The organism is Humidesulfovibrio mexicanus (assembly GCF_900188225.1).
In the GTDB taxonomy this organism is placed as follows: Bacteria; Desulfobacterota; Desulfovibrionia; order Desulfovibrionales; family Desulfovibrionaceae; genus Humidesulfovibrio; species Humidesulfovibrio mexicanus.
In genome coordinates this window covers 35,619-57,025 of record NZ_FZOC01000005.1, presented here as the reverse complement: position 1 = coordinate 57,025, position 21,407 = coordinate 35,619, and the positions used below count along the sequence as shown (strand labels likewise).

The following is a 21,407-nucleotide window of genomic DNA, read 5'->3' as shown; positions in this document are numbered from 1 at the left end:
CTTTGCTGTGTGTCTTGGGGGCTAGAAGTAGCGCATGGAGGTTTTCTTGAGCTCGCGGAGCGAGGCCAGGGTCTGGTGGTCGGCCACGCCGGTCTGGCGTTCCAGCTCCTCCACCACGCGCGCGGTGTCGCCGGGATTCTTGCCGTGGATCATGGTATAGAGGTTGTAGCGCCACTGGGGGTAGGTGCGGCGGATGTAGCAATGGCTGATCTCGGGCCGTTGGGCCATGAGCTCGCCCACGCGCAGGGCCTCGGCCTCGTCGTCCACGCGCCAGGCGACCATGGCGTTGTGCCAGTAGCCCGCCTTCTGGTGGCGCAAGGTGGCCCCGAAGCGGCGGATGATCCCTTCTTCCTTCAGCCGCGCGATGAGCGCCAGCACCTCGGCCTCGGTCGCTCCGGCCTGGGCCGCAATGTCGGCATAGGGCGTGGGCGAGTCGGGCAGGTCCGTCCCGGCCAGGGCCAGGATGCGGCGTTCGGCCTCGGTGAACTGGGGGGCTGGGGCATGGCTCATGGCGTGCTCGCTTGGTTGTGGTGCGCATTCGCCCGCATGGCGCGGGAGGGGTTCTTGTATCCGAGGCCGCGCGGCCTTGCAACTCGGGCCGGGTGCGGGACTGATGCGGGGCTTGCCACCCCCCGCGCCAGCGGGTATGAGGGCGCACATCGGGCCTTTGCCGCCCGCCCGCCGCGCACATGCGGCAATCCCCCTGACAAGGAGCGCGACGCATGAAGACCGCCGTCATCGGCGCTGGGAGCTGGGGCACCACCCTGGCCGACCTGCTGGCGAAAAAAGGCGTTCCCACCACCCTCTGGGTGCGCGAACCCGAACTGCTGGCGGAAATGAAGGAAACGGGCCGCAACACCTGGTTCCTGCCGGACATCCAGCTCTGCCCGGACCTGCAGCTGCACGCGAACCCGGCCCGCGCCTTCGCCGGGGCCAAGGTGTTTTTGCTGGTGGTGCCCAGCCAGTTCATGCGCGCCAGCCTCACCAGCTTCCGCGACATCCTGCCCAAACGGCCGGTGATGGTCTGCGCCAGCAAGGGCATCGAAAACGGCACCCTCGCACCCATGAGCCAAGTGGTGGCCGAGGCCCTGGACGGCCTTTCCCCTCGCTACGCCGCCCTCTCCGGCCCCAGCTTCGCCAAGGAGGTGAGCCTGGGAATGCCCACCACCGTCAGCCTGGGCTGCGCGGACAAGAAGCTGGGCCGCGAGCTGCAGGCGCTGTTCTCCACCGAGACCTTCCGCGTGTACACCAACCCGGACTTCCTGGGCGTGGAGCTTGGCGGGGCGCTCAAGAACGTCATGGCCATCGGCGCTGGCATCGCCGACGGCCTGGGCTTCGGCCACGACGCGCGGGCCGCGCTCATCACCCGTGGCCTGGCCGAAATGAGCCGCCTGGGCAAGGTCATGGGCGCCAAGCCCAAGACCTTCATGGGCCTTTCGGGCATGGGCGACCTGGTGCTCACCTGCACGGGCGACCTCTCCAGAAACCGCACAGTGGGCATGAAGCTCGGTCAAGGCCGCAAGCTGGCCGACATTCTGGCCGAGACCAAGACCGTGGCCGAGGGCGTGCGCACCACGCAAAGCGTGTTCCAGCTCTCCCGCAAGCTGGGCGTGGAGCTGCCGCTCACCGAACAGGTCTACCGCATCCTGTACGAGGACAAGGACCCGGCCCAGGCCGTGCGCGACCTCATGACCCGCGAGCTCAAGGACGAATAGGCCGCACTCCCCCGCCACATTCGAAAGGCCGGGCCGGCCCCGGCCTTTTTTTGCGCCCGCGGCAGACCGCATCCGCCCGTTTTTCGACGGTTTTTGCGCACCCCTGTCGCGGTCTTGCACACCGGAAACATGCCCGGCCCGTTCAATATTTTAAACAGCGTTTGATTCTGGCGCGTTACACGCTGGCATGGGGAATGCTTTTCTTCCGAACAGCATCCGCCGGATGACCCGGCGGGCATGACGAAAACGCACGGCCGGGTTCGCCCGGCGCTTCCAAAGGAGCACGAAATGAACAGCAGAGCCCTCGCCCCCCTCCTCGCCGCCGCACTCTGCATCGGCCTGTACGCCACCCCAGCCTTGGCGCAGCTTTCGGTCAGCGTCACCATCTCCGACGCCCCGCCCCCGCCGCGCGTGGAGCGGGTTCACAAGCACCGGCCCGGCTGGGTCTGGGTGCCCGGAACCTGGTACTGGGAGGGCGGACGCCACCACTGGGCCGACGGCCGCTGGATCAAGGCGCGGCCAGGCCAGCGCTGGGAACCCGCCCGCTGGGAACGCCGCGGGCCATACTACCGCTATGTGGCCGGGGGCTGGGCCCCGGATCGGGAATACCACCACCGCGACCATGACCGCGATGACCACGACCGCGACCACGGCCGCCATGGCAACGGGCACGGGCACAGGAAGCACCACCGCGACTAGACCACGCGCAACGTCTTCGCAGGCCCGGACGGCACGAACGTCCGGGCCTTTTCTCGTCCTCGGCGCGGCGGCGCGTTGCGGCCCATGGGGCTGTCTGCTATCCTGCCCGGGAACGGACACGCACTGGGGGAGACAACGCCATGTTCACGCGACATGTTCGGACCATTTGCGCCACGTTTTTTTTCGCCGGGGTGTGCGGCCTGCATGTCCAGGCGGCCCTGGCGCAGGGCGCGCCGCAGGCCTGCCTGGACGCCCAAAGCGCCATGGACGCCCGCGCCCCGGCCCAGACGCAGCTGGACCTCCTCACCCGCTGCCTCCAGTCGCCAGGCCTTCCGCCGGAGATTTCCGCCTCCGTGCTGAACAATCGCGGACAGATCCACTATGCCCGCCATGACGCCGCCGCAGCCATGGCCGATTTCCAGCAGGCCCTGCGCCTGGCGCCAAAGCTCGCCCAGGCCTGGTACAATCTGGCCATCGTCCACGAGGAGGGCGGCCGGCGGGATGAAGCCCTCAAATGTTACGGCAGGGCCGTGGAGGCCGAGCCGAAATTTCCGGCCGCGTTCTACCGCCGCTGCGGACTTTTTTGGCGCATGGGCCAAGCCGCCCCGGCCGTGGAGGACTGCTCCCAGGCCCTGTCCCTGCTGCCCGGCTTCGCCGAAGCGCGCCTGATGCGGGCCAAGGCCCTGGAGGCCCTGGGGAAGCATGAGGAAGCCCTGGCCGACCTGAACGAGATCCTGTCCGCCAATCCGAAAAACGCCGTGGTCCTGGGGCTGCGCGGCGGCGTGCTGGCCGCCTTGGACCGCAAGGAAGAGGCCCTGGCCGACTATGATGCCATGCTGGCCCTTGGTCCCGCTGATCGGCAAACCTATTTGAGCCGGGCCGTGGGTTTGGCGCGCCTGAAGGAGTATGACCGCGCCGTGGCGGACTACGGGCGCGTCCTGGCCCACAAGCCCGACGACGTGGAGGCCCTGCTGGGCCGCGGCAGGGTGTTCTTCGCCATGAAGCAGTACGGCTACGCCGTGCAGGACGGCGACCTGGCCCTCAAGGCCGATCCCCGCAATGTGCAGGCCCACCTGGACCGGGGCGACGCCTACTTCGCCCTGGAGCAGCACCGCAACGCCGTGCGCGACTACAGCGCGGCCATCGAGCTGCGGCCCAAAAACGCCCAGGCCTACCTCAAGCGGGCCTACGCCTTCAAGAAGCTGGGCGAAAACGAGCGCGCCGTGGCCGATGGCGCCACGGCCAAGCGGCTGGACCCCAGCCTGGACGTGCCGAACTTCGCCTCGTTCTGGCAGTCCATCACATCCGTCTTCGACTAGCGGCCTTCACACCACACGCCGAGGGGCGCACGTGGGGCATACCAGGCCCCGTGCGGAGGGCGGCCCGCAGCGAGGCTATGCGCCCCTAAGGCGGAACATGGAGAGTGTTCCGCTCCCCCCGTCCACTGATGATGTCATCTCATGTTCCCCTGTCCTGAAATGCAGTGAGGCGTGCTGGCTCGACAGAAAGCGCCCTTCCACCGTTGCGCCCTCCAGCAAGGCGGAAACCGGGCGCTTCCCTGTCCAGGCACGCCCGCTATCCTTCCTGCTGCTCCCAAAGGAAATGTTCCAAATGCTGCACCACGGCGACGCCCTGCAGCACATCCGCCCAGGTGAACATGGACAGCCGCCCGTCCTGCGAGGCCACGAACACATCGCAGGCCCGGTTGGCGTTGACGAAGCGCGCAGCCGACTGGTGGCGCATTCCGCCCAGCTCCGCCAGGGGCACATGCTTGCGCAGCCGCCCGGTCACCGCGTCCAGCGTCGCAACGTCAAACTCCTCCGGCCCGTACAGCAGCTTGGCCCCGAAGCCGTAGAGCCGCAGTTCCATGTCCATCACCACCGCGCCGTCCACCAGCCCCAGTTCGCCGATACGCCGGAACAACGATTCGCTCAGCCCGCGCAGGAAACTCACGGCCTCGAAGCGTTCCCGCAGGGTAATGAGCGAATCGCAGCCGGTGCGCCCGGAAACAAGGTCGTCATAGCCGCGCTTGGCCTCGTCGGCCATGGTCTCGAAATTGCGCACCGAGTCGTACAGCACCCGTGCGCTGGCTTCATCGAAACAAAAGCGGAAGCTCACAGCGCTGCGCCAGGAGTCGTCTTCCGGCAGGGTGAGCACGAGGCTGCCGCCGTGCCCGTGCCGGATCATGGTGCTGACGATGCGGATGAGCCTGCCCGGAACATTGGCGTGCTGCTCCAGGGCGCGCTCCATGCCCAGGGTGCGCGCCACAAGCTGCGCCAGCGAGGCCTCGTCCGAGGCCACGGGGATGGACACCTCGCCCTGGTGCATAAGCGCGAGCACCTGCCCGGCGCGCGAGGCCAGCAGCTTGCCGTTGCCCGCAATGCGCAGCCGCGTGCCGCCCTCCGGCTCGGAATCCACGATGCCCCAGACCTCCAGCCCCTCCGCACCGCCATGCACGGCCAGCGGGCTGCGCGGCGATGCCGTTAGCAACTCCACCAGGTTCTTGACGGAGACAGGCACAGGTCGGGTAAAGCTGCGCGCCAAGAGCGACGCCGAAGGCGAGCACAAGGCGATGGCGCCGCGCACCTGCCTGCCCTCCTCCTGCTCCAGGCTGGCCCAAAAACAGTCGGAACACAGTTGCGCAAGCTGCGCGGCATCGGCCAGCAGGGCCTGGGCGCGGTCGGCGGGCGTATCACCGGGCGCAGGCCCAACGGCGCGCCGCAACGCGTCGATGAAGACGGAATCCACGGGGAAAATGCACGAGTCCATGGGGCCTCGGGGTTGCGCGGCGGTGAGAGGGGCTGTCCCCCCGGATGTAGCGCGTGAGCCCTCCCCTGGGCAAGGGGCTTGCGCACACCCGCCCGGCCCCTCGCAACGGAGGGGAGGCCGGGCGGGTCGTTTCGTGCTTGTCGCGCCCCTAGCAGATGCGCGGCAGCTGCTCGCCTTCAAGCATTCCGAGCAGGCGCTTGCCGCCCAGCCCGGTCCGAAGCAGCACGCGGCCGGGAGCGCCCGGCTTGTCCGTGGGCAGCACGGAGCCGATGCGCCTGGCCCCGCCGCACAGCGGGTCCGCGCGCATGATGGCGAGCGCGGCCTCGGCGTCGGCCTCGGGCACGATGCAGATGAACTTGCCCTCGTTGGCCAGGTACAACGGGTCCAGGCCCAAGAGCGAGCAGCCGCCCTTGACCTCGGCCCGCACCGGGATGTCGTCCTCGACGATCTCGCAGATGACGCCGGAGGCGCTGGCGATCTCGTTCAGCGTGGTGGCCAGGCCGCCGCGCGTGGGGTCGCGCAGCACATGCACGTCCGGCAGCTGGCGCAAAAGCGCCCCGATGGCGTGGTTCAGGCTGGCGCAGTCGGAGAGCAGGGGCGTCTCGAAGGCCAGGCCCTGCCGGGTGGACAGGATGGCCAGGCCGTGGTCGCCCAGGGTGCCGCTGATGAGGATGGCGTCGCCGGGCGCGGCGCGGTCCCCGGCCGGGGCCGGGTCGACAATGACATCGCCGATGCCGGTGGTGTTGATGAAGATCTTGTCCACCGCGCCCTTGGGCACCACCTTGGTGTCGCCGGTGACGATGTCCACCCCGGCCGCGCGCGCGGCAGCGCCCATGGACTCGACAATGCGCCCGAGTTCGACCATGGGCAGCCCTTCTTCGATGATGAAGCCGCAGGTGAGGTACCGGGGCGTGGCGCCCATCATGGCCACGTCGTTCACGGTGCCGTGCACGGCAAGCGCGCCGATGTCGCCGCCGGGAAAGAACGGCGGGTCCACGGTGAAGGTGTCGGTGCTGACGGCCACCCTGCCGCCCACGGAAAGCACCGCGCCGTCGTTCATGCGCCGCAGTTCGGGGTTGTCGAAATGCTTGAGGAACAGCTCGCCGATGAGCCGCTGCGAAGCCTTGCCGCCGGAACCGTAGTCAAGAAGCACCTTGTCGCTCATGAGCTAGTCCACCTGGTATTTGTAGTAGGCCGCGCAGGAGCCCTCGGTGGAGACCATGCACGGCCCGACGGGGTTGGCGGGCGTGCAGGCGCGTCCGAAAAGCGGGCAGAGGTTGGGGGCCAGCTTGCCCTTCAGCACCTCGCCGCACTTGCAGCCGGGCAGAGGCGGGCAGTCCTTGATGACGATGCCGTACTGGCGCTTGGCGTCAAAGGCGGCGTATTCGTCCGCCACTTCCAAACCGGAGCCGGGAATGAGCCCGATGCCGCGCCACAGGGCATCGGCCGGGCGGAACACCTGGGCCATGACCGCACGGGCCTTGGCGTTGCCCTCGTCGCGCACCACGCGGCGGTACAGGTTGGCGATCTCGGCCCGGCCGTCGCGTTTGCATTCGGCCAAAAACAGCAGCGCCTGCAGAATGTCCAGGGGCTCGAACCCGGCCACGGCCGCGGCCTTGCCGAAGCGCTCGGCAACGGGGCGGTAGGGCTCGGCGCCGATGATGGCCGACACGTGCCCGGGCATGATGAAGCCGTCGATGTCCGTGCCGGGGTCGGAAAGCAGGGCCTCCAACGCCGGGGGCACCAGCTTGTGGAAGGAGAGCACGCGGTAGTTGGCCACGCCCTGCGCCCTGGCCATGAGGATGCTGGCGGCCACGCCCGGGGCCGTGGTCTCGAAGCCCACGCCCAAAAACACCACTGTGGCGTCCGGATTGTCGGCCGCCAGCTTTATGGCGTCGGGCGGGGAATACACCACGCTTACGCGCGCGCCCTCGGCCTGGGCGGCCTTGAGGGTGCGCCCCCGGCTGCCGGGCACGCGCATCAGGTCGCCAAAGGTGGCGATGATGACGCCTGGCGTTCCCGCCAGGTCCAAAAACGCGTTGATCTCGGCCTCGTGGGTGACGCACACCGGGCAGCCCGGGCCGGAGAGGTGCACAATCTCCTTTGGCAGGATGGAGCGCAGTCCGCTGCGGAAGATGGCCACGGTGTGCGTGCCGCAGACCTCCATGAAGCGCAGGGGCTGGCCGTCCAGGGTGACGCGCAGGCGCTCCAGAACGCTTTTGCACAGGGCCGGGTCGTGGAACTGGTCGAGAAGTTCGAGGCTCACTGGCTTGTCCTTCGGTTGCGGTCTTGCGGAGGCGGGCGCGCCCACCTTCCGGCCCAAGGGACATACACCGTGTCGGCGCGCGCGTCCATGCCCGCGCCGCGCTTCGCGCGGGCCACCAGCGATTTTCGCGGGGCGGCGCTGCGCACGGGCCAAAAACCGGGAAGGGCGGCGGGCGAAAAAAAGGGGCGCAGACCAAAGCCTCCGCCCCTTCGGGTCACACTTGGCGCAGGGATTACACGCAGCCGGTGGGCTTGGGCAGGCCGGCCATCTTGCAGGCGCCCTTGCCGGGGCCGGAGGGGAACAACTCGTAGATCTCCTTCAGCTTGTATCCGGTCACCTTGGACAGGATGCGCACCATGGGAGCGATGCCGTTCTTCTTGTAGTAGTCCTGCAGGAAGTCGATGACCTTCTGGTGGTTCTCGGTGATGACGGGGATGCCCTCGCTCTCCTTCACGAACTCCACCCACTCAGGGTTCCATTCCTCAAACTTCAGCAGAAAGCCGTCCTCGTCAACCTCGAACTTCTTTCCCTTAAACTCGAGAATAGCCATATTCGGAATCCTCCTCGGTCTAGATTGCATTTCATACGCTGTCGGGGCCACAGACACCGGCATCGGGCTGTCAGCCCTTTGCGCCTTTCGTTTTCCAACAGGTCCTGTAGCCCGAGCCTGGGAATAATTCAAGGGCAATTTCGCACCCGGACCGATAGAAATAGCCGTGCCCACGCTTTCTTTTTCGTCCCGCTGCTGGTAGGCATTGCCCATATGGCGGGCACGGCTCCGCCCTGAAACGCAAATCCGGACAAAAACGCGACGTGACTCCCATGCGCCCAGTCATCCCCATGGCCCCCATGTGGCCAGACCTGCCGCCCCCGCCGCCGCCCGCGCCGGAAACGGCCCGCAGACCCCCCTGGCGCGCGCCTTCCGAGGCCCGCTGCGTGGCCTTGTGGGACCGCTTCAAGATGCCTGCGCACATCCGCGCGCACAGCGCCAAGGTCGCGCTGGTGGCCTCCCAGGTGGCCGAGGCGGCCAGGGCCAAGGGATTCGAGGTCTGCGTGGACACGGTGCGCGCCTCGGCCCTCCTGCACGACATCGCCAAGGCCTACTGCATCAAGCACGGCGGGCACCACGGCCAGCTGGGCGGGGCCTGGGTCATGGCGGTCACGGGGAACCCGGTGCTGGCGCAGGGCGTCATCCACCATATGTACTGGCCGTTCGAGATGGACTTCCGCCGCTTTTTCACCCCGCTGGCCGTGCTCTACGGCGACAAGCGCGTGGCCCACGACACGATCGTGCCCATCGAATCGCGCTTCGGCGATCTCCTTGACCGCTACGGCAAAACGCAGGAGATTCGCGACCGCATCGCGGAGACCAACCGGCAGGCCAAACAGATAGAAAGCGTTCTGTCGCAACTCTTGGAGAAGGATCTCAATGCGCATGATTTTGATAGCCGGCGGCTGGTCGACTGAACGAGACGTCTCCCTTTCCGGCGCGCACGGCATCGCCCAGGCGCTTGGCCGCCTGGGTCACGAGGCGCGCCTGCTCGACCCGGCCACGGACTTCGCGGGCATCATCCCCGCCGCCCGCGAGGCGGACTTCGCCTTCCTGAACCTGCACGGCTCGCCGGGAGAGGACGGCCTCATCCAGGCCATGCTGGAGGAGGCGGGCTGCCCCTACCAGGGAGCCGGGCCAAAGGCCTCGTTCCTGGCCCTGAACAAGGCCGCGGCCAAGGCGCTGTACGAGGCGCGCGGCCTGCGCACCCCGGCCTGGCGGCTCTACACCGGCATCGCGGGCGAAGCGCGCCTGTGCGACCTGCCCTGCCCGCTCTTCGTCAAGCCCAACAACGGCGGATCCAGCCTGGGCATGAGCCGCGTGGAGCGGCCCGAGGACCTGGGCCAGGCCCTGGACAAGGTCTTCGCCATGGGGCAGGCCGCCCTTGTGGAGGAATGCATCCCCGGCATGGAGCTGACCTGCGCCGTCCTGGCGGACCGCGCCCTGCCGGTGATCCTCATCCGCCCGCGCGCGGGCACGGCGTTCTTCGACTACGAGAACAAGTACGCTGCCGACGGGGCCGAAGAGATCTGCCCCGCGCCCGTGGACGCAGCCCTTGCCGCCGAGGTGCAGGGCATGGCCCTGGCCGCGCACAAGGTGCTCGGCATCGAGGGCTACTCCCGCTCCGACTTCATGGTGGACGCCCAGGGCCGCCCCTTCATCCTGGAGACCAACACCCTGCCCGGCATGACGCCCACCAGCCTGCTGCCCAAGGCGGCCAAGGCCGCGGGCATGGACTTCGACGCGCTGGTGGCCGAACTGGTGCGCCTTGGCCTGTCCGCCCGGGCCGCCAAGGCCAAGGGCTAGCCATGCCCGTCCCCCGGAAGCCGCCCCTGGTGGCGCGCGCCATCCTCGGGGTCTACGGCCTGGCCTGGCGCGCGGCCCTGCCCGGCCTGCGGCGCAACGGGCGGCTCAAGGACGGCTGGGACGCGCGGCTCATGCGCTCCGGACCGCCGCCCAAGGCGGACCTCTGGGTCCAGGCGGCCAGCGGCGGCGAGGCGTACCTGGCATGGGAGCTGGCGCGCCGCCTGCCCGACTGTCTGCCCGGCGGCCTTGTGGACGGTCGCCCGCCGCGCGTCCTCGTCACCACCTTCACCAGCCAGGGCATGGGCGTGCTTGCGCGCGCCGCAACCGACCTCGCGGGCCGCGTGGAGCTGCTGCCCGCCTGGTTTCCCTTCGACATTCCCGGCAACATGGCGGCCGCCCTGGCCGCAGTGGCCCCGCGCGCGGTGGCGCTGCTCGAAACCGAGCTCTGGCCTGGGCTTCTGGCCGCCTGCCGCAGGGCCGGAATCCCGGCCCTGGCCGTCAACGCCCGCATGACGCCGAAGAGCCTGCGCGGCTATCTGCGCCTTCCCGGCTTCTGGCGCTGCCTCGGCCCGGAGCGCGTGCTGGCCGTGTCCGAAGACGACGCGACCCGCTTCGCCGCCCTGTTCCCCCAAACGCGCACGCAAATCATGCCGAACATCAAATTCGACCGCCTGGACTTCTCTGCCTCCGCCCCGAACCCGGCCCTGGCGGCCCTGCTGCCGCAAGTCGACGGCGTCCGCGCGCCCTTCATCGTGCTGGGCAGCGTGCGCAGACAGGAGGAAGCCCAGGCTCTCGCCATCATCCAGGGTCTGCTGGCGCGGCTGCCCGGTGCGGTGGTGGGCGTGTTTCCCCGGCACATGGAGCGCCTGAACGCCTGGGAAGGGCTGCTCGAACGGGGCGGCGTGCCCCATGTCCGCCGCAGCGCGGGCGCGGCGCGGCCCGGCTCGGTGCTTCTGTGGGACGCCTTCGGCGAACTCTCCGGCGCCTTCGCCCTGGCGCGGGCCTGCTTCGTCGGCGGCAGCCTGGCGGACCTTGGCGGACAGAATTTTCTGGAGCCTCTGGCGCACGGCGTGACACCGGTCATCGGCCCGTCCTGGTCCAACTTCGCCTGGGTGGGACATGAACTTTTCGAGTGCGGCCTGGCCCGGCTGGAGCAGGACGCGGCGGGCGTGCTGGACGCCCTGTGCGCGCTTGCGGACACCCCGCCCGACCGCCAGGATGTGCGCCGCCGCGCCGAAAGCTACGCACAATCGCGCCGGGGCGGCGCGGACGCCGCTTGCCAGGCGGTTGCCGAATGCCTAATTTGCGGGTAAACACCCTGCGGAGCCGTGACGAGCATGAGAACCCTGCCCCCCTGTTACGCAATCATCCCGGCTCGGTATGATTCCTCGCGCTTTCCCGGCAAGCCGCTTGTGGAAATTTCCGGCGTGCCCATGTGCGTGCGCGTGCACCAGCGCGCGTCCCTGTGCGCGCGCTTTTCGCGGGTGCTCATCGCCACGGACGACGAGCGCATCATGGCTGCGGCCAACGCGTGGGGAGCGCCCGCCATCATGACCGGCCGCCACCACCAGAGCGGCACCGACCGCGTGCTGGAGGCCGCCCGGCTCATCGGCGCGGAGCCGGACAGCGTGGTGGTGAACGTGCAGGGCGACGAACCGGCGCTCGACCCGGCCATGCTGGAGGAATTGCTGGCGCCCTTCGCGGCGCCAGGGGGCGAGACGGTGCAGGCCGCCACCTTGGCCACGCCCATGACCCGCGCCGAGGCCCAAAGCCCGGACCGGGTCAAGGTGGTTCTGGACGCGCAGGGCCGCGCGCTGTATTTTTCCCGTGCCGCCATTCCCTTTTGCCGCGACGGCGAAGCGGACGGGGACACGGCCGGGCCGCTTCTGCATGTGGGGCTGTACGCCTTCCGGATGCACGCGCTGGAGCGCTTTGCGGCGCTGCCGCAGGGCAGGCTTGAGCGCACGGAGAAGCTGGAGCAGTTGAGGCTTCTGGAGAACGCCATCCCCATCCATGTGGCCCTGACCCGCCACGCGTGCCATGGGGTGGACCGGCCAGAAGACGTTGAGCACATTGAAAAAATCCTGCGGGAGCACGCAACATGAAAGCGATTCTGGCCCTTGAGGACGGAACCTGGTTCGAGGGCTCGTCGTTCACCGGTCCCGGCGAGACCGGCGGCGAGGCCATCTTCAACACCGGCATGACCGGCTACCAGGAGATCCTCACCGACCCCTCCTACGTGGGCCAGATGGTCTGCATGACCTACCCGCTCATCGGCAACTACGGCGTCAACGCCGAGGACGTGGAGTCGCACAAGATCGGGGCCGAGGCCCTCATCGTCAAGGAGTGCTGCAAGGAGCCCTCCAACTGGCGCGCCGCCATGTCCCTGCCCGACTACCTCAAAAAGGCCGGCGTCATGGGCATCGAAGGCATCGACACCCGCGCGCTGACCCGGCACCTGCGCCTCAACGGAGCCATGCGCGGGGTCATCTCCACCTCCGGCTCGCCGCAGGAACTGGTCAAAAAGGCCCAGGGGCTGCCCAGCATGGAGGGCCTGAACCTGGCCGACAAGGTCAGCGCCAAGAATCCCTACCTGTGGACCGGCAGCGGCACAAAGACCGTGAACCTGGCCGACTTCAGCTGGGCCGGCAACGGCCCGCGCCTGCTGGTCTACGACTTCGGCGTCAAATGGAACATCCTGCGCCTGCTCGCAGCCCAGGGCTTCGACATGCTCGTGGTGCCATCGCACTTCACACACCAGCAGGCGGCGGAGCTTTCCCCGGACGCGGTGTTCCTCTCCAACGGCCCCGGCGACCCGGCCGTGGTCAAGAACGCCATCGAGGCCACCAGGGTCTTTGCGCAGAAGCTTCCGGTGGCGGGCATCTGCCTGGGACACCAGATCATGGGCCTGGCCCTGGGCGGACGCGCCTACAAGCTCAAGTTCGGCCACCACGGCTGCAACCACCCGGTCATGGACATGGAGTCCGGCAAGATCGAAATCTCCTCGCAGAACCACGGCTTCTGCGTGGACATCGACCACCTGCCGGAGCTCAAGGTGACCCACCGGAACCTGAACGACCAGACGCTGGAGGGCTTCGCCCACAGAAGCAAGCCCCTCATCGCCATCCAGTTCCACCCCGAGGCGGCGCCCGGCCCCCACGACAGCGCCTACTTCTTCCCCCGCTTCCGCGACCTGGTGCGCCAGGCCACGGGCAAGTAAGGGACACAAGCCAGCGCCCGCTTTTGCGCGGGCCAAGGGAGGCGCACGCATGTCAGGCGAACTCACAAAGGCGAGGCAAAAGCTCGCAGGCATCAACGCCAGCCTTAAAATGGGCAAGTACATGACTGCGGCCCAGGCGTTGAACGACGCCATCGTGCTCATGCTCTCCGCACCGCTGCTCAAGAACGAGCGCGAAGAATTCGCCCAGATGCTCGACACCGCCGTGTATTCCCTGAACAATCACAAGGAGCTGCGCAAGTTCTACCCGCTGCTTCTGCACTACACGCCCGGCGCTGAAAAGAAGCTCCTGGAGGAGCTTTACGAGATGCGCAAGGTGCTGCAGGAGGACGTGAACGAGACCGCCCAGAAGGACCTGGAGGCCCTGGAGTCCAAGAAGCGCGAGGGGCTTGAACGCGGCCAGAAGCACCTGGACGAGCAGCAGTTCGACGAGGCCCGGCAGGCCTTCGACAGGCTTACCGGGGAATTCCCCGGCGATGCGGAACTCAAGGCCGACATTGCCGACCGCTACTACAAGGCCGGGCTGAACCAGGACGCCGTGGGCCACCTGAGCCAGGCCATCAACGAATCTCCGGAGTCCATCCACCTGTACAACCGCATCGGCATCGTGCTGCGCAAAATGCAGGACTTCGAAAGCGCCGAGGGCTACTACCGCCGCGCCCTGGGCATCTGCCAAACGGACGAGTACCTCTTCTTCAACCTGGGCCGCCTGTACTACGACTGGCAGAAATGGGCCAAAATGGCCGAGGCCGCCAAGATGGCCGTGGCCATCAACCCCAATTTCGTCGAGGCCAAGAAGCTGCTCGCCTTCGCCCAGAAGAAGCTCGGGGGCTAAGCCCCCAGGAGGCTCCATGGCCCCGCAGGCCGCGCCCGCCCCGTCCTTCCGGCATGTGCTTGTGCTGGGCGCGGGCCTGGCTGGAATGCGCGCCGCCTGGGCCGCAAAGCAGGCCGCCCCGCACCTCGCCGTCACCCTGGTCAGCCCGCGCGCCGCGCCGTGCGGCTCCTCCTTCGCCAACCGCAACAACGCCCTGGGAATGCAGGCCCCCCGCCCCGGCGAGGCGGAAGCCTTCATCAGGGAGGCCCTGGCCCTGGCCGCGCCCGGAACCGTTGCCCTGGAACTGGCGCGCGCCCTGGCGCAGGACGCACCGGTCGCGCTCTCCGACCTGCTCTCCCTCGGCCTGGCGTTCCGGCGCAAGGCCGACGGGGCCCTTGCCCGCTACCCGGGCTGCTTCAGCCCACCCCGGCGGGCCGTGGTCTTCGACGATTTGGGCGCGGCGCACGGCGCGTTCCTGGCCCGCGTGCGGGGCCTGGGCGTGCGCCTGCTGCACGGCTTCGTGGCCCTGCAGATCACCCGCGATGCGGCAGGCCGCGCAACCGGCGCATGGCTCGCCCCCCTGCGCGACGGCGAACCGGTCTTCCTGCGGGCCGACGCGGTGGTGGCGGCCCTGGGCGGCCCGGCTCCGCTCTTCGCCAGGCGCATCTGCGGTCCGGGCGGCAGCGGGCTCTCTTTTGGATTGCTGCGTTCCGCCGGGACCGAGTTGGTCAACGCGCGCTTCCTGCAATTCTTCTGGGGCCATGCGGCCGATGGCGGGTTCGTGAATCCCGGCGCCCTGCCCTGGAGCCTGCTGGCTCCGGAGCTGGCCCACCATGCCGAAGCCAGGCGCGGACACTGCCCGCTGGCTTACTCCCTGCCCGACGCCGCGCTGGACCGCTGGCTGCTTGCCCGGCGCGGTGCGGACGGGCTGGCCCCCCTGCCTGGGGGCGCGCCCCTGGCGCTGTTCGCCCACGCGGGCAACGGCGGGGCGCGCATCGATGCCGACGGCCGAACCGCTGTTCCGGGCCTGTACGCCTGCGGCGAATGCGCGGGCGGAATGCATGGGGCGCAGCGCATGGGCGGCGGCATGGCGCTCTCGGCCCTTGTCTTCGGCGCGCGCGCCGGACGTGCGGCCGCCCTCCAGCCGGACCAGGGCGGAACAGCCCTCGCCGGACCGCCTCCCGCCCCTGCTCCGGGTCTGGACCTGCGCCCGGAGCGGACGTTCCTCCCGCGTCTGCGCAGGGGCATGGACCGCCATGCCGCGCCCTTTGCGCCGCAGGACCGCACGCGCGCGGCCTTCATCGCCTGGCTGCGGACGCAAGAGGAGGACGCGCCCTCCCTGCGGCAACGCCTGCTGGCCCTCTCGGCCCTGTGCGTGCTGGATGCGCAATAGCGCGTGCTTCAGCGGCCCGGCTCGGCCAGGGCGCCGCGCAGAAACACCTCGACAACGGTGCGCAGATATTCCTCCGGGGCGATGCCGCCCTGGCAGCCCGCCCCGCCGCGCCCCACGGCCTGCGAGAGCCTGTGGTTCAGCCGCCGCGAGGAGGTGAACCAATGCTCCACCGTGCACAGCATGGCGGACAAAAGCGGCAGGGGCTCCACGCCCTCGCGCAGTTGGCCGCGCTCCTTCATGAGGGTCAATCGGTCGTGGGCCGCGCGCATCAGGTGCAGGGTGCTCATTTCGCGGCCCTGGTCGTCCAGTTCGTCCAGCCCGGCCACCAGATCCGGGTCGTTGTGCATGGACAGGTCCAGGATGCGGTAAAACCGCACGCACTGCTCGTTGGCGGAAAGAAAGCGAAAATAGGCCGTAAGCGCTGCGCTGATGAACGCGGCGGCCTCCTCGGGCGCGTTTTTCCCGGTGGTGTCCACCACGGGCTGGATGATGCCCTTGAGATCCTCGTCCAACTCGGCGAGAAAGGCGTGCACCGCGGCCACGTACAGCCCCTTCTTGGAGCCGAAGTGGTGGTGGATCAGGCTTTGGGCCACTCCGGCCCTGTGGGCGATGTCGCTCAGCGAGGCCTGATGGTAGTCGCCGCGCAGAAACACCTCGCGGGCGGCCTGCACTATTGCCGCGCGGGTGCGTTCGGCGTCGCGCTGGCGTCTGCGCCGGGCGATGGGGGGCGGGCTCGCGGCGGTCATGAGTCCTCCTTGTTGCACTGCGCCTGACGGGGAAATTTATGCGGAGAACGGCGCAGGCGTCAAGATCGGGTGACATAAGCCAAGCCACGCCCCTCGCCTTGACCTGGGACGGAAAAGCGGCGAGACTTCGCGGCAAACATGGACTGGAGACCAGCAATGCCGCGCAGCGCAACACAGAGCCCCCCTCCGCACGGCCCACAGGCCGGGCGCGTACGCGCGGCCTGCCCCTCCGGTCGTGTCGGCGGCCGGGTCGGCGGCCAGCGCCCGGGACTGTAGCCCATGTTCAAGCGTCTCGCCCTGTGCCTGGTCCTGGCGGTCCTGTTTTCGGGCCTGGCCGCCTGCCCGGCCCTGGCCGAAAAGCCGCGCAAGAACGTGCTGGTGCTCAACTCCTACCACGACGGCTACGCCTGGTCCGACGAGATCGTCACCGGCCTCAGGCAGTACTTCGCCGAGTCCCAATTCCTGGTGGACCTGCAGATTGAGTACATGGACACCAAGCGCTTCGCCACGCAGGAGCGCGCCCAGGCCCTCTTCACGTTCTATCGCGACAAGTTCCGGGACTCGGAGTTCGACCTGGTCATCGCCAGCGACGACTTCGCCTACAACTTCGTGCTGGACTATCAGGACAGGCTGTTCCCCGGTCTGCCCGTGGTCTTCTGCGGGGTCAACGACTTCAAGCCCGAAAAACTCGCCGGAAGGAACAACATCACCGGCCTGGTGGAGAACGTGGACTTCGAGGCCACCCTGCGCCTGGCCGCGCGCCTGCACAAGAACGCCCACAAGATGATCGTCATCGGCGACCGCTCGGTGACGGGCATGGCCATCCAGGGCCAGCTGCGCAAGACGGCACCCAGGCTCCAGGGCCTGCTGGAGTTCGAGTACTGGGACGACCTGCCCATGCCGGAGATTCTGGAGCGGCTTCGCGCCATGCCCAAGAACACCCTGCTGTTCGTCATCCCCATGTACCTGGAGCACGGCGGCAAGCTCTACGCCGCGGACGAGGTGCTGGAAGTCATTTCCGCCAACGTGTCGCTGCCGGTGTACAGCTGCTGGCGTTTCCTGCTCGACCACGGCTGCGTGGGCGGCCGCCTGCACAGCGGGGTGGACCATGGCCGCATGGCCGGGAGCCTGGCCCTGCGCATCCTGGCCGGGGCCGACCCTTCGGCCATCCCGGTGGTGGAACGGCTGAACGATCCCTATGTCTTCGACTACATTGTCCTGAGAAAGATCGGCATCCCCATCTCCGAGCTGCCAAGCGGCGCGGAGATCATCAACGAGCCCTACCGCTTCTACACCATCGACAAGGGCATCTTCTGGACCATCATGGTGAGCCTGGCCGCGCTCCTGTTCATCCTGGTGCTGCTTCTGGTCAGCATCAGCCAGCGCAGGCGCATCCAGGAACGCGTCAACGACCAGCTCTCCTTCCTCAAGATCCTCATGGACGCCATACCCCTGCCGCTCTATTCCCTGACCCGGCGCGGCCTGTTCCAGGACTGCAACCTCGCCTTCGAGCGCCTCTTCCAGGTGGAGCGGGAGAAAATCCAGGGCAAAGCCCCGGAGGATCTGGCCGAGTCCGGGGCAGAGGAGCTGCGCGACGCCGTGGACAAGGAACTGCTCGCCCGGGCCGGGGTGCGCGTGTACGAATCCGCCTTGCACCTGCCCGGAGACGATACCCGCGCGGTGATGCTCTCCAAGGCCACCTACCTGAACGCCAAGGGCGAGATCCTTGGACTGGTGGGCGCGCTCAACGACATTTCCGGGCTCAAGCGCGCCCAGGAGGAGCTGCGGCAGGCCGAGGAAAAGTACCGCGGCATCTTCGAGAACTCGGTGCTGGGCATCTTCCGCGCCGCGCCGGACGCCCGCCTGCTGGACGCCAACCACGCCCTGGTGGAGATGCTTGGCTTCGAAAGCCTGGAAGCCCTGCTGGCCACGGGCGCGGACTTCCTGGCCGGCGACGGCGACGGTCCCGCGGACTGGCTGCGCGCCAGCACCGGCCCCGGCGGCGTGGCCACCCATCGGCGCGAGTTCGTGCGTCCCGACGGCAGACGCATCACCGCGTTTCTGCACATCCGCGTCGTTGCCGGGCCGGACGGCGGCCTTGCCGCCTACGAAGGCGTGGTGGAGGACATCACCCAACGCGAGAACGCCGAACGGGCGCGCAGCGAAAGCGAGCGGATGCTGCAACTGGTGCTCGACACCATCCCCCAGTTGGTGAGCTGGAAGGACCGCGACCTGCGCTACCTGGGCGTGAACCGCTCCTTCGTGTCCTTCTTCGGCCTGGAGGACGCCCGCCGCGTGCTCGGCCACACGGACGAGGAGCTCTTCGGAGAGTCCGAGGCGGCGCGGGCCTCGCAGCAGAGCGACCGCCAGGTGGTGGAGACCAGCCAGCCGCAGTACCGCGCCACCTGGAGCACCGAGGACGGCTACGGACGGCCCGTGCTGCTGGAGGTCTCGCGCGTGCCCCTGCACGACGCCTCGGGCCGGGTGGTGGGCCTTTTGTGCGCAGCCGAGGACGTGACCGAGAAAAACAACCTGGAGCGCCAGCTCCTGCAATCCCAGAAGATGGAGGCCATCGGCACGCTCGCCGGGGGCATCGCCCACGACTTCAACAACATCCTCACCAGCATCATCAACAGTGCGGAGCTGGCCCTCATGGACGCGCCCGGCGAATCGGACATGACGCAGGACTTGCTGCGCGTGTTGCGGGCCGGGCAACGCGGCAGCCAGCTGGTGCGGCAGATCCTGGCCTTCAGTCGGCCTTCCCAGGCAGGGTTCCAGTACGTCAACGTGGCCGACGTGGTGCGCGAGACCTTGAGCCTGCTCTCGGCCTCGCTGCCGCGCAACATCAGCGTGCGCGAGGACATCCGCCAGGACCCGGCCCTGGCCCTGGCCGACCCCATCCAGCTGCACCAGGTATTTTTGAACCTGTGCACCAACGCCTTCCAGGCCATGCGCGAGACCGGCGGCGACCTGCTGCTGACCCTGCAGGCCGAAGACCTGGACGCCCCGGCCGCGGAAGTCCTCTCGCTTCCGCCCGGATGCTACCTCCGCCTCACCATCACCGACACCGGGCCAGGAATCGAGCAGGACATCCTGGACAAAATTTTCGACCCCTTCTTCACCACCAAGGGCAAGGCCGAAGGCACGGGCCTGGGCCTGGCCGTGGTCCACGGCATCATCAAGGCGCACAAGGGCGCGGTGGCCGTATCCAGCATCCCCTGGGAGCGGACCAGCTTCGACATCTACCTGCCCAAGCAGCGGGACTTGGACCAGGAAGAGCAGCCCCTGGCCGAGCACGTGCGCCCCGGCCAGGGCCGCGTGCTGTTCGTGGAGGACGACGACGACCAGCTGGCCACCATCCCCCGCGTGCTGGGCAGACTCGGGTACGAGGTCACCGGCTGCGCCAGCGCGCTGGAGGCCCTGCGCCTGCTGGCCGATCGCCCCGGCGGCTTCGACGTGGTGCTTACGGACTTCGACATGCCGCAGGTAAACGGCGTGGAGTTCGCCTGGCGGCTTCTTTTCGAGCACCCCGGCCTGCCCGTGGTCATGATCTCCGGTCGCCTGCACACCGGCGACGTGCCCCCGGACCTGCCGCCCAACATCCTGCGCGTGCTGGCCAAACCGTACAGCCAGGCGTCCATCTCCGAAGCCCTGCGGGAGATTCTTTCCGCCGGGTAGGTCCGCGTAAATATGTCGCCGTGGCGACACAGCCCTGTCGCAGTTCCCTGGCAGCCTTTCCAGAAACATTCTGGAGGGGCCCATGAACGATTCCGATTCCAGCGCGCAAAACGGACTGACCAGACGTGAACTGCTCGGCCTGCTGGGCGCGGGCGCGCTTGCCGCGCTTCTGCCCGCCGGGCTGCCCGGCCAGGCCCATGCGGCCAACAACGCCGACTTCGACACCGCCAAGGGGCCGGGGCTCATCTTCGTGGTGGGCGACGGAATGCCCGCAGGCGTGGTGCGGGCCATGCACGAAGTGCGCACAGGGGTGTTCGGCCGCGCAAACACCGCCCTGCACGCGCGGCTGCGCGATCCCCGGTCCGCCCTGGGCCTCATGGCCACGGCAAGCCTGTCCAGCATCGTCACCGACTCCGCCCCGGCCTCGGCCGCGTGGTCCACCGGCGTGCATACCGCGAACCGGCATCTCGCCGCCCTGCCCGACGGCCGCCCCCTGACGACCATCTTCGAGCTGGTGCGCAAACGCGGCGTGGCCACTGGCCTGGTCACCACCACACGCGTCACCCACGCCACCCCGGCGGCCTGGATCTCGCACCAGACCAACCGCGACCTTGAGGACGACATCGCCTCGGAAATCCTGGCCTTCCGGCCAGAGGTGCTGTTGGGCGGCGGGTTCAGGCACTTCAGCGCCGCCAAGCGCAAGGACGGCCGCGACCTCCTGGCGGAATTCCAGCGGTCCGGGTGCGACACCGTGACCGATCGCGCCGGGCTGCTGGCGGCGACCGCCGCCGCAAAACCCCTGGTCGGCCTGTTCTCGGCCTCGCACCTGGCCTACAACCTGGACCGCCTGAACGATCCCGCTCTTTCGGCCCAGCCCACCCTGCCGGAGATGACCGCCCAGGCCCTGCGGCGTCTGGCCAAGAATCCAAACGGCTTCCTGCTCCAGGTGGAGGCGGGCCGCATCGACCACGCCTGCCACTCCAACGACGCCTGGTCCTCCATCATGGACACGGTGGAGTTGGACGACACCCTCGCCGTCATCGATTCCTTCCTGGCCGTGAACCCCAAGACGCTCGTCATCGTCACCTCCGACCACGGCAACTCGGGCTGGGGCATCAACGGCACCGGATCGAGCTACAACGACGCCACCGCCGCCCTGCGGAGCTACCGCGCGGGCAAGGCCTCCTTCGAGGCCATCATCAGACGGCTGAAGGGCAAAAACGCCCAGCAGACGCAAGACATCCTCACCGAGTCCACCGGCTTCGCCATAGGGCTCGACGAGGCGGAGATGGTCCTTGCCGCCATGGAGCCCGGCTACGGCGGCTTCACCGGGGACTACGTGTACCAGCCCGACGCCACCATCGGCCTGCTGCTGGCCCGCAACGCCAAGGCCAAGGACGGCAAGGCCGGGCTGCGGCGCGGCAACGTGGGCTTCACCTCCACCAACCACACGGCCGAGGACCAGACCCTGCTTGCCTACGGCCACCGCGCCAGGGAACTGAACCTCGCGCGGCTGCTGGACAACACGGAGCTGTTCGACACCATGTGCGCCTACTTCGGCCTGCGGCACACCAACCCGCGCATGGCCCAGGACGAGGCCGCGCGGCTGCTTCTGGCCACTCGCCAGGACGCCGACCCCAGGCTGCATATCGCCTAAATCTCCTCCAGGCCTCCCCGCCCCATCCAGGTCCGCCCGGCCATAAGCCGGTGCGGGCCTGGACTGTTTTTTGGCG

18 protein-coding genes are annotated in these 21,407 nt (G+C 68.5%); 12 read left to right on the top strand and 6 right to left on the bottom strand.

Annotation, left to right across the window (positions count from 1 at the left end):
* Positions 1-21: 21 nt before the first annotated feature.
* On the bottom strand, positions 22-510 hold the full coding sequence (gene ahbB, locus CHB73_RS11560; RefSeq protein WP_089274749.1) for a siroheme decarboxylase subunit beta: 489 nt from the start codon (positions 508-510) through the stop codon (positions 22-24).
* A 212-nt stretch (positions 511-722) separates the two neighbouring features.
* Here ahbB and CHB73_RS11555 point away from each other — a divergent pair, with 212 nt between their 5' ends.
* The 3 genes from CHB73_RS11555 to CHB73_RS11545 all read left to right on the top strand — a co-directional run bounded on the left by CHB73_RS11555 (position 723) and on the right by CHB73_RS11545 (position 3,733).
* Positions 723-1,715 carry an NAD(P)H-dependent glycerol-3-phosphate dehydrogenase gene (locus CHB73_RS11555; RefSeq protein ID WP_089274748.1) on the top strand — a complete coding sequence of 331 codons (993 nt, stop codon included), beginning with the start codon at positions 723-725 and terminating at the stop codon, positions 1,713-1,715.
* A gap of 288 nt (positions 1,716-2,003) precedes the next feature.
* Entirely contained in the window at positions 2,004-2,414 is a 411-nt protein-coding gene (locus tag CHB73_RS11550) for a YXWGXW repeat-containing protein (RefSeq protein WP_089274747.1), read from the top strand.
* Between the two features lie 140 nt (positions 2,415-2,554).
* Entirely contained in the window at positions 2,555-3,733 is a 1,179-nt protein-coding gene (locus CHB73_RS11545) for a tetratricopeptide repeat protein (RefSeq protein WP_089274746.1), read from the top strand.
* A 256-nt stretch (positions 3,734-3,989) separates the two neighbouring features.
* Here CHB73_RS11545 and CHB73_RS11540 read toward each other — a convergent pair whose 3' ends face one another.
* The 4 genes from CHB73_RS11540 to CHB73_RS11525 all read right to left on the bottom strand — a co-directional run bounded on the left by CHB73_RS11540 (position 3,990) and on the right by CHB73_RS11525 (position 7,999).
* A complete protein-coding gene (locus tag CHB73_RS11540) occupies positions 3,990-5,183 on the bottom strand; it encodes a putative sensor domain DACNV-containing protein (RefSeq protein WP_089274745.1) in 1,194 nt (397 codons plus the stop codon).
* A gap of 148 nt (positions 5,184-5,331) precedes the next feature.
* A complete protein-coding gene (gene hypE / locus CHB73_RS11535; RefSeq protein ID WP_089274744.1) occupies positions 5,332-6,348 on the bottom strand; it encodes a hydrogenase expression/formation protein HypE in 1,017 nt (338 codons plus the stop codon).
* 3 nt (positions 6,349-6,351) lie between these two features.
* Positions 6,352-7,449 carry a hydrogenase formation protein HypD gene (hypD, locus tag CHB73_RS11530; protein ID WP_089274743.1) on the bottom strand — a complete coding sequence of 366 codons (1,098 nt, stop codon included), beginning with the start codon at positions 7,447-7,449 and terminating at the stop codon, positions 6,352-6,354.
* Between the two features lie 232 nt (positions 7,450-7,681).
* Complete coding sequence (locus CHB73_RS11525; protein ID WP_089271175.1) at positions 7,682-7,999, bottom strand: TusE/DsrC/DsvC family sulfur relay protein; 318 nt, start codon at positions 7,997-7,999, stop codon at positions 7,682-7,684.
* A 272-nt stretch (positions 8,000-8,271) separates the two neighbouring features.
* On the opposite strand from CHB73_RS11525, the gene CHB73_RS11520 reads away from it, so the two are divergent.
* From CHB73_RS11520 to CHB73_RS17005, 7 genes are read left to right on the top strand one after another with little or no spacing between them, the layout of a single operon-like run.
* On the top strand, positions 8,272-8,916 hold the full coding sequence (locus CHB73_RS11520) for an HD domain-containing protein (protein ID WP_235641591.1): 645 nt from the start codon (positions 8,272-8,274) through the stop codon (positions 8,914-8,916).
* Positions 8,879-9,805 (top strand): D-alanine--D-alanine ligase family protein, encoded by a 927-nt coding sequence (locus tag CHB73_RS11515; protein ID WP_089274742.1) that lies wholly within the window; start codon positions 8,879-8,881, stop codon positions 9,803-9,805. The genes CHB73_RS11520 and CHB73_RS11515 overlap by 38 nt, the downstream gene beginning before the upstream one ends.
* A gap of 2 nt (positions 9,806-9,807) precedes the next feature.
* A complete protein-coding gene (locus tag CHB73_RS11510; RefSeq protein WP_089274741.1) occupies positions 9,808-11,118 on the top strand; it encodes a 3-deoxy-D-manno-octulosonic acid transferase in 1,311 nt (436 codons plus the stop codon).
* 24 nt (positions 11,119-11,142) lie between these two features.
* On the top strand, positions 11,143-11,910 hold the full coding sequence (kdsB, locus tag CHB73_RS11505; protein ID WP_089274740.1) for a 3-deoxy-manno-octulosonate cytidylyltransferase: 768 nt from the start codon (positions 11,143-11,145) through the stop codon (positions 11,908-11,910).
* Complete coding sequence (gene carA, locus CHB73_RS11500) at positions 11,907-13,025, top strand: glutamine-hydrolyzing carbamoyl-phosphate synthase small subunit (protein ID WP_089274739.1); 1,119 nt, start codon at positions 11,907-11,909, stop codon at positions 13,023-13,025. Before kdsB ends, carA begins: the two co-directional genes overlap by 4 nt.
* A 49-nt stretch (positions 13,026-13,074) precedes the next feature.
* Complete coding sequence (locus CHB73_RS11495; RefSeq protein ID WP_089274738.1) at positions 13,075-13,878, top strand: tetratricopeptide repeat protein; 804 nt, start codon at positions 13,075-13,077, stop codon at positions 13,876-13,878.
* Between the two features lie 16 nt (positions 13,879-13,894).
* Complete coding sequence (locus CHB73_RS17005) at positions 13,895-15,250, top strand: FAD-binding protein (RefSeq protein ID WP_089274737.1); 1,356 nt, start codon at positions 13,895-13,897, stop codon at positions 15,248-15,250.
* An 8-nt stretch (positions 15,251-15,258) separates the two neighbouring features.
* On the opposite strand, the gene CHB73_RS11485 is transcribed toward CHB73_RS17005, so the two are convergent.
* Entirely contained in the window at positions 15,259-15,996 is a 738-nt protein-coding gene (locus CHB73_RS11485; RefSeq protein ID WP_089274736.1) for a TetR/AcrR family transcriptional regulator, read from the bottom strand.
* A 279-nt stretch (positions 15,997-16,275) separates the two neighbouring features.
* Between CHB73_RS11485 and CHB73_RS11480 the strand changes: the two genes are divergently transcribed.
* A complete protein-coding gene (locus CHB73_RS11480; RefSeq protein WP_089274735.1) occupies positions 16,276-19,674 on the top strand; it encodes a PAS domain S-box protein in 3,399 nt (1,132 codons plus the stop codon).
* Between the two features lie 82 nt (positions 19,675-19,756).
* Positions 19,757-21,331 carry an alkaline phosphatase gene (locus tag CHB73_RS11475; protein ID WP_089274734.1) on the top strand — a complete coding sequence of 525 codons (1,575 nt, stop codon included), beginning with the start codon at positions 19,757-19,759 and terminating at the stop codon, positions 21,329-21,331.
* Positions 21,332-21,407: the final 76 nt, after the last annotated feature.

Bases quoted from the DNA above. Each gene is read 5' to 3' on its own strand.
- CHB73_RS11540 (WP_089274745.1), bottom strand. From the start codon at position 5,183: ATGGACTCGTGCATTTTCCCCGTGGATTCCGTCTTCATCGACGCGTTG.
- CHB73_RS11480 (WP_089274735.1), top strand. From the start codon at position 16,276: ATGTTCAAGCGTCTCGCCCTGTGCCTGGTCCTGGCGGTCCTGTTTTCG.
- carA (WP_089274739.1), top strand. From the start codon at position 11,907: ATGAAAGCGATTCTGGCCCTTGAGGACGGAACCTGGTTCGAGGGCTCG.
- CHB73_RS11525 (WP_089271175.1), bottom strand. From the start codon at position 7,999: ATGGCTATTCTCGAGTTTAAGGGAAAGAAGTTCGAGGTTGACGAGGAC.
- hypE (WP_089274744.1), bottom strand. From the start codon at position 6,348: ATGAGCGACAAGGTGCTTCTTGACTACGGTTCCGGCGGCAAGGCTTCG.
- CHB73_RS11555 (WP_089274748.1), top strand. From the start codon at position 723: ATGAAGACCGCCGTCATCGGCGCTGGGAGCTGGGGCACCACCCTGGCC.
- CHB73_RS11515 (WP_089274742.1), top strand. From the start codon at position 8,879: ATGCGCATGATTTTGATAGCCGGCGGCTGGTCGACTGAACGAGACGTC.
- CHB73_RS17005 (WP_089274737.1), top strand. From the start codon at position 13,895: ATGGCCCCGCAGGCCGCGCCCGCCCCGTCCTTCCGGCATGTGCTTGTG.
- CHB73_RS11475 (WP_089274734.1), top strand. From the start codon at position 19,757: ATGAACGATTCCGATTCCAGCGCGCAAAACGGACTGACCAGACGTGAA.
- CHB73_RS11545 (WP_089274746.1), top strand. From the start codon at position 2,555: ATGTTCACGCGACATGTTCGGACCATTTGCGCCACGTTTTTTTTCGCC.
- CHB73_RS11510 (WP_089274741.1), top strand. From the start codon at position 9,808: ATGCCCGTCCCCCGGAAGCCGCCCCTGGTGGCGCGCGCCATCCTCGGG.
- ahbB (WP_089274749.1), bottom strand. From the start codon at position 510: ATGAGCCATGCCCCAGCCCCCCAGTTCACCGAGGCCGAACGCCGCATC.
- CHB73_RS11485 (WP_089274736.1), bottom strand. From the start codon at position 15,996: ATGACCGCCGCGAGCCCGCCCCCCATCGCCCGGCGCAGACGCCAGCGC.
- CHB73_RS11550 (WP_089274747.1), top strand. From the start codon at position 2,004: ATGAACAGCAGAGCCCTCGCCCCCCTCCTCGCCGCCGCACTCTGCATC.
- CHB73_RS11495 (WP_089274738.1), top strand. From the start codon at position 13,075: ATGTCAGGCGAACTCACAAAGGCGAGGCAAAAGCTCGCAGGCATCAAC.
- kdsB (WP_089274740.1), top strand. From the start codon at position 11,143: ATGAGAACCCTGCCCCCCTGTTACGCAATCATCCCGGCTCGGTATGAT.
- CHB73_RS11520 (WP_235641591.1), top strand. From the start codon at position 8,272: ATGCGCCCAGTCATCCCCATGGCCCCCATGTGGCCAGACCTGCCGCCC.